10 protein-coding genes are annotated in these 11,870 nt (G+C 49.6%); 7 read left to right on the forward strand and 3 right to left on the reverse strand.

The annotated features are described in order from the left end of the window. The first annotated feature begins 49 nt into the window (after window positions 1-49). The 3 genes from DWY84_RS00880 to DWY84_RS00890 all read left to right on the forward strand — a co-directional run bounded on the left by DWY84_RS00880 (window position 50) and on the right by DWY84_RS00890 (window position 2,258). Complete coding sequence (locus tag DWY84_RS00880) at window positions 50-397, forward strand: type II toxin-antitoxin system PemK/MazF family toxin (RefSeq protein ID WP_118529994.1); 348 nt, start codon at window positions 50-52, stop codon at window positions 395-397. Window positions 398-510: 113 nt separating this feature from the next. Continuing rightward, on the forward strand, window positions 511-1,455 hold the full coding sequence (locus tag DWY84_RS00885) for a hemolysin family protein (RefSeq protein WP_347560734.1): 945 nt from the start codon (window positions 511-513) through the stop codon (window positions 1,453-1,455). A gap of 65 nt (window positions 1,456-1,520) precedes the next feature. Further along, window positions 1,521-2,258: a YebC/PmpR family DNA-binding transcriptional regulator gene (locus tag DWY84_RS00890; protein WP_118529998.1), complete on the forward strand. Its 738-nt coding sequence runs from the start codon at window positions 1,521-1,523 to the stop codon at window positions 2,256-2,258. Between the two features lie 109 nt (window positions 2,259-2,367). Here the strand turns inward: DWY84_RS00890 and DWY84_RS00895 are convergent, their stop codons facing one another. The 3 genes from DWY84_RS00895 to DWY84_RS00905 form a co-directional block, all read right to left on the reverse strand. Beyond that, entirely contained in the window at window positions 2,368-4,020 is a 1,653-nt protein-coding gene (locus tag DWY84_RS00895) for a GDSL-type esterase/lipase family protein (RefSeq protein WP_118530000.1), read from the reverse strand. Between the two features lie 174 nt (window positions 4,021-4,194). After that, the gene (aroA, locus tag DWY84_RS00900; protein WP_118530002.1) at window positions 4,195-5,469 is read right to left on the reverse strand and encodes a 3-phosphoshikimate 1-carboxyvinyltransferase; all 1,275 of its coding nucleotides are present in this window, start codon (window positions 5,467-5,469) and stop codon (window positions 4,195-4,197) included. A 56-nt stretch (window positions 5,470-5,525) separates the two neighbouring features. Then, a complete protein-coding gene (locus DWY84_RS00905) occupies window positions 5,526-6,626 on the reverse strand; it encodes a prephenate dehydrogenase (protein WP_118530004.1) in 1,101 nt (366 codons plus the stop codon). Window positions 6,627-6,884: 258 nt separating this feature from the next. Between DWY84_RS00905 and DWY84_RS00910 the strand changes: the two genes are divergently transcribed. The 4 genes from DWY84_RS00910 (at window position 6,885) to DWY84_RS00925 (ending at window position 11,388) form a co-directional block, all read left to right on the forward strand. Beyond that, complete coding sequence (locus tag DWY84_RS00910; RefSeq protein WP_118530006.1) at window positions 6,885-8,987, forward strand: elongation factor G; 2,103 nt, start codon at window positions 6,885-6,887, stop codon at window positions 8,985-8,987. 3 nt (window positions 8,988-8,990) lie between these two features. Continuing rightward, entirely contained in the window at window positions 8,991-9,908 is a 918-nt protein-coding gene (locus DWY84_RS00915; protein ID WP_118530008.1) for a type II CAAX endopeptidase family protein, read from the forward strand. A 178-nt stretch (window positions 9,909-10,086) separates the two neighbouring features. Then, on the forward strand, window positions 10,087-10,524 hold the full coding sequence (locus DWY84_RS00920) for an Lrp/AsnC family transcriptional regulator (RefSeq protein WP_118530010.1): 438 nt from the start codon (window positions 10,087-10,089) through the stop codon (window positions 10,522-10,524). A gap of 81 nt (window positions 10,525-10,605) precedes the next feature. After that, window positions 10,606-11,388, forward strand: coding sequence for an N-acetylmuramoyl-L-alanine amidase (locus DWY84_RS00925; protein WP_118530012.1), 783 nt, complete (start codon window positions 10,606-10,608; stop codon window positions 11,386-11,388). The last annotated feature ends 482 nt before the right edge of the window (window positions 11,389-11,870 follow it).

The following is an 11,870-nucleotide window of genomic DNA, read 5'->3' on the forward strand; positions in this document are numbered from 1 at the left end:
TGGCAGAGGGGAATAATACCTTTGAAAACCAGTGACGGAGTGTGAGACTGTGATTATCAGACGAGGAGACATTTATTACGCGGATCTGCGGCCGGTGGTAGGCTCGGAGCAGGGAGGCGTGCGGCCGGTGCTCATCATTCAGAATGATGTGGGAAACCGGCACAGCCCCACTGTGATCTGTGCTGCCATCACTTCCCGCATGAACAAGGCAAAATTGCCGACCCATGTGGAGCTGTCCGCGCGAAAAAGTGACATGATCAAGGATTCTGTGATCCTGTTGGAGCAGCTGCGTACCATTGACAAGCAGCGTCTCAAAGAGCGGATCTGCCATATTGACGATGAACTGTTAGAACAGGTGAACCAGGCCCTTCGGGTGAGTCTGGAGCTGACTACATAGTTCGATGCGATGACAGAACATCCCTTGCACGAGGAAAATGGCGCAAATGCGTTGTTTTCTCTTGACGAAGCCGCAGAAGTTTCGTACAATCAAAAATGTATGGTGTATACAGAATGAGAAAAGAAGGAGATAACAAGATCAGTATGGACGATGGCTATTCGCGCCTGATCCTTTTGGCAGGCGTGGTTTTGTTTTTCCTGGCAGCAGGCGTTGCAATCTGGAGGTTTATAAAATCCAGGCAGGAAAATGTAACCGAAGAAGATATTATGGATATGGTGAATGAGGGGCATGAGCAGGGTGTGCTGGAGTCCAGCGAGGCCGAGATGATCACCAATATCTTCGAATTTGATGACAAAGAAGCCGGTGATATCATGACCCACCGCAAGAACATTGTGGCTCTGGACGGTTCCATGTCCTTAAGAGAAGCAGCCCATTTTGTTTTGAAAGAGGCAAAAAATTCCAGATATCCGGTCTACGGAAAAGATCTGGATGACATCATCGGTACTGTACATATGCGGGACGTGTTGTTCCATGCGGAAAATCTGCAGGAATCCAGGATGGAGATCGCCAATGTACCGGGAGTTCTGCGGCCGGCGCATTTCATTCCGGAGACTCGAAACATCAACTCTTTATTCAAGGAGATGCAGTCACAGAAGATCCATATGGAGATTGTCATTGATGAGTACGGCCAGACCGCCGGAATCGTTACCATGGAGGACATTCTGGAGGAAATTGTGGGCAATATTCTGGATGAATATGATGTGGATGAGCAGTATATTGTCCGGGGAGAGGGAGATGCCCTGATCATGAGCGGCATGACACCTCTTGAGGAAGCACAGGAAGAGCTTGGCATCAGCTTTCCGGAGGAAGACCTGGAGAATTACGATACCATCAATGGCCTTCTGATTTCACGCCTTGACCGAATTCCGGGAGATGATGAACAGCCGGAAATCCAGTATCTTGGTTACCGTTTCTGCGTACTGAAGGTGGAGAACAAGATGATTCATTCAGTTCGGGTAACGAAATTGCCGCAGGCTCTTGCAAGCGAAGAAAAATAGTGTTAAAATAGAAAAGATGTTTTTCAGGACGAAAAGAGAAAGTATAAAGTAAGGAGCGTTATTTTATGTCAGGACATTCTAAATTTGCCAATATCAAACACAAAAAAGAAAAAAATGATGCAGCAAAGGGAAAAATCTTTACCGTTATCGGCCGTGAGCTGGCCGTAGCAGTAAAAGAGGGCGGTCCGGATCCGGCAAACAACAGTAAGCTTCGTGATGTGATCGCGAAGGCAAAAGCAAACAACATGCCGAACGACACCATCGACCGTGGTATTAAGAAGGCAGCAGGTGATGCAAACTCCGTAAACTACGAAGTACTGACCTACGAGGGTTACGGCCCGAGCGGCGTTGCAGTTATTGTTGATACCTTAACTGACAACAAGAACCGTACCGCAGCAAACGTAAGAAGCGCATTTACCAAGGGCAACGGCAACATCGGAACTCAGGGCAGCGTATCCTTCATGTTCGACAAGAAGGGTCAGATCATCATTGACAAGGAAGAGTGCGACCTTGATGCGGACGAGTTAATGATGATGGCTTTAGACGCAGGCGCAGAGGACTTCTCCGAGGAGGAGGACAGCTTCGAGATCATCACCGATCCGGACGACTTCAGTGCCGTTCGTGAGACCCTGGAGAAAGAGGGCATCCCGATGATGGAGGCTGATGTTACCATGATCCCGCAGACCTGGGTTGAACTGACTGACGAGAACGATATCAAGTACATGAACCGTCTGTTAGATCTTCTGGATGATGACGATGATGTACAGGCTGTATACCACAACTGGGATACGGACGAGAGATAATCGAATACTGAAACGGTCAAAAGGGCTGGAGCAAATAAAACGCTCCGGCCTTTTTTCTGTCCGGATGGAAAACAAAAGGGGCGCGCCGGTGAAGGCATGCCCCTTAAAATTACTGATAGATTAAATTTACATTCCTGAAGGTTACATCCGCGCTGCGTGCCACGAACATGCCAACATAGACACGGTCAGAATCGACTGCAGTAAGCGGGAAGTCAAAGCCTGCGGATACCGGCGCGTTGTCACCGAATACACAGGTGTAGCCGTCCGGTCCCTTGCGGATTTCTACATGAACGGTCTCACCGGCTTTGTAGACGCGGGAAGCGGTACCGCCGGAAGTAAGCTGACCATTCTTTCTGGCGAAGCAGTTCCAAGGGGAAGCAGAGGAGAGCTGAAGCTGTCCGGCTGCCACGTAGTCGCCCAGTGTATCGTTGACTACGGTATCTAAGTAGATGTCATCACGAACCATCAGTCCGAAGGAATTTAAGACGGATGCGTTGTAGGCATTGATGGTAATATCTGCGGATAAGGTAAAGTTCGCGGAAGCCGGTACCTCGCGGTAGAACATTGCGATACCGTCGCTGCCCTGTTCGATGCCGCCCGCCTGCTGTGCTCTGGTGGCACCGGAGTTGGTGCCGACTGCCATATGGAAGGAATTGTCACCGCCGCCCTGGAGGCAGAAGTACATATTGTTTAAGTACTCGTATCCGTCAATGTTTCCGAATACGGTTGGCTTCCAGTCCCCGGCGGGAGAGAAAATGCTGCTTGTGCCTGCCGGAGGAGTAAAGCTCTGAGCATGGTAATTTGCGTTTAATGAGTTATTGTCATACTGCGGAACCTGTGGATTGGGAATTACATAATTTTTCAGGCCGGAGTTTGATTTTAACAGCTCGTCCGCGATGAACCAGGCATTACACTGGGCACCGTAGAGATTGGTGTGGGTGTTGTCGATGCTCACATCCCGGTTGGAGGTCTGCGCATGGCGGTTCTTTACGCCATCAGCACCCAGACGCTCGTAAACATCTTTGGTGCGGGCGGTTAAGTCCAGAACCGGAACGCTCTTGCCGACACCAAGCTGGCGGATGGCTTTGGCGTAATCACCGCCCTGGAAGGTGCCCTCCTCGTTCTTTTTGGTGTTGGTGATGTGTCCGTCCTCACCGGTGTAGTTGCTGGCTACGTTGCGGCGTACGATCGGAGTTACCAGGATTGGGTTTGCCTGTTTGCTCTTTACCGGTTTGATGTACTTCTCATAAAGATTGTACTGGAAAGAACCGCTGGTGGAAACGGAACCGGTTGGGTTTGAGTAGCGGCCCTGCTCCGTACGTTCATCGTTATGGCCAAATCCGATCAGCACATAGTCACCAGCCTGCACACTCTGAAGCAGAGTCTGGTACTGGTCAGTGTCGGAGTAGGATTTGGAACTGGTGCCGGAGATGGCAAGATTTCGGATGTTAACGCCCTGCAGGTAAAGGCCAAGCTGGGTACCCCAGCCGTAACGTGGGGAGTAATAGGTGGTGTCGCTGAATGCGGCTGCGGTGGAGTCACCTACAACCCAGACGGTGGGCGGTGCGGACGGCTTGTCTACGGAAATTTCGCCGGACTGCTGTTCGTTATAGGTTCCGGGCGCTGCGGTGCGGGCCGGATCGTTTGTGGATGAGGAACCACCTGCAACAACGGTAGCAGCAGAGGCTGGCACGGCAGACAGGGCTGTCGTCACCGCACAGATGCAGCCGAGAAGCAGGGCTTTCATGCGTGTTTTCTTCATGAGTCAGATATCTCCTAAGTTAGAAATTTGAAAGGGCCTTCTGCAGGGCAGAAAATGCCCGATGCTGTTCATTATAGACCATTGGGAAAAAGATGCCAAGGACTTTAAAAAGGTTGTAAGAGAATCTTAAAAAAGAAAGGGACGCCTGTTCACAGGCGTCCCGGTCCCGTATAATTAATGAGCGAGTTTTTCCAAGTCCTGGTAAAAATCCGGATAGGAGATGTTGACGCATTCGGCACCGAGAATCTCGGTTTCGCCGTCGGCCAGGGCGGCAGTGATGGCGAAGGTCATGGCAATCCGGTGGTCTAAGTGGCTGTCGATGACGGCACCGTGGAGAGGTCTGCCGCCGTGGATGATCATGCCATCTTTGGTTTCCTCCACGTCAGCGCCCATGGCACTTAGATTTTCGACCATGACGGCAATGCGGTTGGATTCCTTGACCTTTAATTCGGCAGCATCGCGGATGATGGTGTCACCCTCTGCAAAGCAGGCCATGGCCGCGATCATGGGGAGCTCATCGATCAGGGTCGGGATGATATCACCGTGGATGTCGGTGCCATGCAGGCTGCTGGCGCGAACCAGAATGTCGGCTACCGATTCACCGGTCTCGCGGATATTTAAGAGGGTCAGGTCACCGCCCATGGCCTGGCAGACACGGATCATGCCGTCACGGGTCGGATTGATCCCCACGTTTTTGATCAGAATTTCCGAGTTCGGGATGATCAGCCCTGCGGCCAGGAAGAAAGCAGCAGAAGAGATATCGCCCGGAACTGCAATGTCTTTGGCAAAGAGTTCGCCAGCCGGTTTGATGATGGCGGTGGTGCCTTCCGTGCAGACATCCGCGCCGAATTCCTTTAACATCAGTTCTGTGTGGTTGCGGGAGAGGGACGGTTCTGTCACCTTTGTTTCCCCTTCTGCGTAAAGACCAGCCAGAAGAATGGAGGATTTGACCTGGGCGGATGCCACCGGAGACTGGTAATGGATGCCGTGAAGTTTCTGCCCGTGAATGAGAAGCGGCGCGCAGCCGTTGCCGTTTACGCTTGTAATGTCAGCGCCCATCTGGCTTAAAGGCTCCATGATCCGCTTCATTGGACGTTTCTGGATAGAGGCATCACCGGTGAGGGTTACAGAAAAATCCTGGGCGGAGAGAATGCCGGAAATCAGGCGGGTAGTAGTGCCGCTGTTGCCGCAGTCTAGAACCCGATCCGGTTTTTTTAAAGCGTGCAGGCCGTTTCCGTGTACCAGAACCGTATCCCCGAGATTTTCAATGGAAACACCCATTTTCTGGAAGCAGGAGATGGTGGAGAGACAGTCGGCACCCTGCAGAAAGCCTGTGATCCTTGTGGTGCCCTTGGCCAGGGAACCGAACATGACACTGCGGTGAGAGATGGATTTGTCACCAGGAATGGAGACTTCTCCGCGCAGACCATTGATTTTGTTAAATTTCATAAGAATATACTCCATTTCCCTGACAGAAGCCGGGAGTACCGGAATGTCGGACCTCCCTAGTGCTTCGGAATCAGTTCGTAATTGTATTTTTTCAGCTGCGCCCATGCCTGCTGCATGGAAGCTTCATCATAAAAGACGATCTTTAAGGCTCCTTCACCCTGCTCCCGGTTGTGGTTGATACCGATATTGCAGATGCTGATGCCGCGGGCGCTTAAGATGCAGGACAGAGTGGAAATCGCGCCAGGTTCGTCCACGATATCGACCGTGAACGCATACTCCGGTGTAACGGAACCGCGGCGGCTTTCCGAGATGGAATTGCGGTAGGTGCGGGAGGTCTCGAACAGCTCATAGATATCATGCCCCTGGCGCTCCTTTAAGGAATGCAGGATCTGCTTTAGGGAAGCAATGTAATCTTCCATCATGTCAATGATATTGCCGGTATTGGTCATGCAGATCTGCTCCCACATTTCCGGGGAAGAGGACGCAATGCGCGTGATGTCTTTAAAACCGCCGGCAGCTAGACGCTTCATGAGCTCGTCATGAGTGTCGGAATCCTTCACCAGGTTTACCAGACTGGAAGCGATCAGATGCGGCAGATGGCTGATGGCAGCCACGATCCGGTCATGCTCGTGATAGTCCAGAACGATGGGAATGGAACCGATGAGCTTTGCCACGGCCACAATCCGGTCTGCGTCTGTTTCAGACGAGAGGGCAGTGGGTGTTACAATATAATAGGCATTTTCTAAAAGATGGTCGGTAGCGTTCTCATATCCGGTCTTTTCAGAACCGGCCATAGGATGTCCGCCCACAAACACATCCTCCATACCAAGACTGGTAACAACGCGGTGGATATCCTCCTTGGTGGAACCGACATCTGAGATCAGGGCGCCTGGCCTTAAGAACGGACGGATCTGTGTCAGATACTGGGCATTGTATTCTACCGGGGTGCAAAGAAAGATGATGTCGCATTCCCGTAAAGGTTCTCCAATGCCGTCCAGGATTACGTCGACAATGCCGTCCGCCTGTGCCTGCTCCAGTTTTGCGCGGGTGCGCATATATGCCATGATCCGGGCATCCGGGCAGGCGCGCTTAATGCCTTTGGCAATGGAACCGCCGATCAGCCCCAGACCGATAAAACCAAATGTGGTGTCTTTCATATCAGAATTCTCCTGTCATAGGTTACTTTCAATGCTATCTGCTATTCTATGCTAATCTGAAAATGTTGTCAATGCTTTATTGCTTTAAACTGCGATAGTATAAATGCAAAAAAGCATTACCGAAAACATGGACGTATCAGACGATACGAAAAAATACAGAAAAATAATTTGTGCAAATCGTATATTCTACTTGAAATTTTCAAACTTTTTTAGTAGAATATCTTCATAGACTAAATTTGATGTACAGGAGGGAATTATATGAACGTTTATGGTACAAAACAGATCCGAAACGTCGTTTTACTTGGTCACGGCGGGGCCGGCAAGACGACGGTTGCAGAAGCGCTTGCCCTGGTAACCGGAGTCACCAAGCGCATGGGCAAGGTTGCTGACGGTAACACCATCAGTGACTATGACAAGGAAGAAATCAAACGTCAGTTTTCCATCTCCACGTCTCTGATCCCGTTAGAGTATCAGGGCGATGAAGGCATGATGAAGATCAATATCCTGGACACTCCGGGTTACTTTGACTTTGTCGGCGAAGTAGAAGAAGCAGTCAGTGTGGCGGACGCAGCGATCATCGTTGTAAACTGTAAGGCAGGCATCGAGGTCGGCACGGAAAAGGCATGGGAGCTGTGTGATAAGCTCAAACTGCCACGCGTTATTTTCGTCACCAACATGGACGATGACCATGCAAGCTTCCGAGAACTTGTACTGAAATTAGAAAGACGGTTCGGAAGAAGTATTGCTCCGTTCCAGCTCCCGATCCGTGAAAATGAAAAGTTTGTCGGATATGTAAACGTAGTCAAGATGGCCGGCAGACGTTTCACCAATCTGAGTGATTACGAAGAATGCGAGATTCCTGATTACTCCCAGAAAAACCTGGGTATTGCCAGAGACGCTCTCTTAGAGGCAGTGGCAGAGACCAGCGAGGAGTATATGGAGCGTTACTTCTCTGGTGAGGAGTTTACACTGGAAGAAATCCAGGGCGCTCTGCGGGAACATGTAATAGATGGTTCCATCGTTCCGGTCCTGATGGGTTCCGGCGTGAACTGCCAGGGCTTTAAGACCCTCTTACAGGTCATTGACCGTTACCTTCCGACTCCGGACAAATTCGAGTGTATCGGTGTTGATGTCTCCACCGGAGAGCGCTTCACCGCAAAATACAACGATCAGGTTTCCTTATCCGCAAGAGTATTCAAAACCATCGCAGATCCGTTCATCGGCAAATATTCCCTGATGAAGGTCTGCACCGGTATCTTAAAGCCGGACAGCACTATCTACAACGTCAATAAGGACACCGAAGAAAAAGTCGGCAAGCTGTATCTGCTTCGCGGCAAGGACACCATTGAGGTTCCGGAGCTGCGCGCGGGTGATATCGGCGCAGTTGCAAAACTTGGTGTGACCCAGACTGGTGATACCATTGCCCTGCGTTCCGCGCCGATCGTATACCACAAACCGCAGACCTCCACTCCGTATACATACATGCGTTACAAGACCGTAACCAAGGGCGATGAGGATAAGGTTTCCAGCGCGCTGGCAAAACTCATGGAAGAGGATTTAACCTTAAAGTCTGTCAATGATAAAGAGAATCGCCAGCTCCTGTTATACGGCATCGGTGACCAGCAGTTAGAGGTGGTAGTCAGCAAGCTTCTTGGCCGCTACAAAGTTGAGATTGAACTCAGCAAACCGAAATTTGCGTTCCGTGAGACCTTAAGAAAGAAAGTTGAGGTTCAGGGCAAATATAAGAAGCAGTCCGGCGGACATGGCCAGTACGGTGATGTTAAGATGATCTTTGAACCGTCCGGTGACCTGGAAAAACCGTATGTATTCGAGGAGAAAGTATTCGGCGGCGCAGTTCCGAAGAACTACTTCCCGGCAGTTGAAAAGGGCGTGGCAGAAAGCTGCGTAAAAGGTCCTCTGGCCGCATATCCGGTAGTTGGCGTAAAGGCAACTCTGGTAGATGGTTCTTATCATCCGGTAGATTCCTCCGAGATGGCATTCAAGACCGCTGCCATGATGGCATTTAAGAAGGGCTTTATGGATGCGAACCCGGTTCTCTTAGAGCCAATCGCTTCCTTAAAAGTAACAGTCCCGGATAAATTTACCGGTGATGTTATGGGTGACTTAAACCGCAGAAGAGGACGTGTTCTGGGTATGAATTCCGATCATCACGGCAAACAGGTGATCGAGGCTGATATCCCAATGTCTGAGCTGTTTGGCTATAATACTGACCTGCGCTCCATGACCGGCGGCATCGGCTTATACGAGTATGAGTTCAGCCGTTACGAGCAGGCTCCTGGCGACATCCAGAAGAAGGAAGTCGAGGCCAGAGCAGCCAAGGTTGACAAACTGGATGTATAATTTATGGATACCAGAAGACAGATTTCCAGGATATGCTGGGCCTATACCGCATTCCTGGCGGCTTCCACAGCAGCGCAGCTCCTTTTTGGAGCGCTGCTTGAGCTGTTTGTTCTGATCTTTGGGGAGAGCCGTGCGTTTACGCGTGCGGCTCTTCTGGTGTCAGAATTTGCTATGTACGGAATCGGATTTCCGTTGTTTGCCTGGCTGATGGGACGAATTCCGTCCTGTGAAATGAAAGAAAAAAAGAAAATCCGTGTGGGACAGTTTTTTGGAATGCTGGTTTTATGCTATGGACTCACCTATCTTGGGAATGTGATTGGCGGCCTTCTGATGGAAGCGGCCGGCCAACTTAAGGGGGCGGACTACAGCAATCCGGTATCGGATGTTATTGGACAGATGGATGTGGGCATGATCATTCTTACCTCGGTGATCATTGCCCCAGTCATGGAAGAACTGGTATTCCGAAAGTATCTGGTGGATCGCCTGGTACCGTACGGACAGAAAACTGCAGTTGTGCTTTCCGGTCTGTTTTTCGGACTTTTCCATGGAAATTTTTATCAGTTTTTTTATGCGGCAATCCTTGGCGCGGTCTTTGCCTGGATGTACAGCACGACCGGACGCATCCGCTACAATATTGCCATGCATATGCTGATCAATCTTCTGGGCGGAGTTTTGCCTGTGGTATTATCCAGAAGCTCAGATGCGGGAAATCTGTTCGCATTTCTTGGATATGGATGCCTGAACATTTTTGCCTATGTCAGCATGGTGATCGCGGTGATCATTCTTGCATCCCATTATCGCCAGATTCACTGGTTTTCCGGATGGGTCCGCCGGGAAGAAAACATGGTGCTGACCTGCCTGAAGGCGCCTGGTTTTTGGTTCTTTCTTGCGGGAAGCGTTCTGCTGTTTCTCATAGGATAGTTTAAAATCTTAAATTTATTTATTGACAAGCGGGCGATAAGAGGGTATGATACAGAATAAGATTAAGTGATGAGAGCAAAGGCGTTCGAACAACAGGTTCGGGCGCCTTTTTCATTGCTGTGTATATTGGAGCAGCGCCAGTGGCGCATCCACTGATTTTGAGAGGAGACATATGGTTATGGATGATATCGACAGAAAAATTTTAAAACTTTTACAGGATAATGCCCGGGTTTCATTAAAGACCATAGCGGAAAATACCTTCCTTTCTTCTCCGGCTGTATCAGCCCGCATTGAGAAGCTGGAGAAAGACGGCGTCATTGCCGGGTACCACGCGCAGGTTGACCCAATGAAGCTTGGTTATCATATCATTGCCTTTATCAATCTGGATGTAACACCGGAGGATAAGCCAAAGTTTTATGCTTACGCGGAGAGCATTCCGAATGTGCTGGAGTGCAACTGTGTGACGGGAGAGTATTCCATGCTGCTTAAGGTTGCGTTCCAGAGTACCATGGAACTGGATATTTTCATTGGGCAGCTGCAGAAATTCGGAAAGACCAGCACCCAGATCGTATTTTCCACCCATGTGGGTCCGCGTGGGGTGGATGTAGAAGAGTAGGTGGATGGATTCTGCCAGACACAGACAACACTTCCCTCTCATATTGTAGTAAGAGAGCAATATGGAAGGGAAGTTTTTGTTTTGGCGGAGACAAAGAAAGTGATTTTAGATGCCGGTCATGGTGGAACCACAGATCCGGGCGCTGTTTATCAGGGGCGCCAGGAGAAGAATGATAATTTGCGGATGGCATTGGCCGTAGGACAGATCCTGAATGATCATGGAGTTGATGTGGGGTATACCAGAGTGCAGGATGTGTATCAGAGTCCGCTCCAGAAGGCCCAGATGGCAAATAACTGGGACGCGGATTACTTTGTATCATTTCACAGAAATGCCATGCCAGTTCCCGGAACCGCTTCTGGAACAGAAAGCCTGATTTTTTCAAAAGGCGGGGAAGCAGAGCGTCTGGCTGCCAATATCAATACAGAGCTTGGGCAGGCCGGCTGGACTGATCTTGGCAGCATAGAGCGTCCGGGGCTGATTGTTCTTCGTGAAACGGAGATGCCGGCAGTTCTGGTGGAGGTGGGATTTCTGGACAATGAGGCAGATAATCAGCGGTTTGATGAGTGCTTTGAACACACAGCACAAGCCATTGCGGGAGGGATCCTGATGACGCTGCAAAGTCCGGAAGGGCAGCAGGAGTATTATCAGATCCAGGTAGGTGCATATGCAGAGAAAGATCTGGCCCAGGGACTGCTCAGCCAGCTGCAGGCCGCCGGCTATCCGGCATTTCTTGTTTACCAGGATGGCCTTTATAAGGTACGGGTAGGTGCCTACTTAAATCTGGATAATGCGGCCTGGATGGAAAAGACCTTGCGGGCTGCAGGTTATCCCACGCTGCTGGTGCAGGAGCCGGCGGTGTACTGATGGTTTTTGGACAGCGTTATCGCTGATGCGAAAGAAAAATCCGATGATGAAATATGAGGTAATGAAAAAAATATAGAATGACATTTTTCATAAATGATCTATATTTGCTGAGTTATCAGCCATCACTTTGAATGATGGTTGATAACTTAAAGATAATGTAAAAAAGATTGAAAAATTGTATTGACATATCCGGATTAATCTGATATTATAAAGACAACAAAGAAAGAGAAACAAAAAGGAGCAGAAAACTCCAGATCAGAAATCCGGGAACGAAACGGATTTCAAAAAATCTAAGAAAAGGAGGTACGGACCACCGAAATAGCTTAACAGTATTTAAAAAGTTTTCTGACAGACCAGAACGAAACCTGACAAACTTCATTTGAGAAACCTGTTAAAAACTGAAAAGAATTGTTTTAGCTGTATGACGAGAAAGTGCAGTTAGGGTGATAGATTTCAGAATCGGACAGGAAGAAAATAAGAAA

Source organism: Clostridium sp. AF27-2AA, from assembly GCF_003478505.1.
In the GTDB taxonomy this organism is placed as follows: Bacteria; Bacillota; Clostridia; order Lachnospirales; family Lachnospiraceae; genus Brotaphodocola.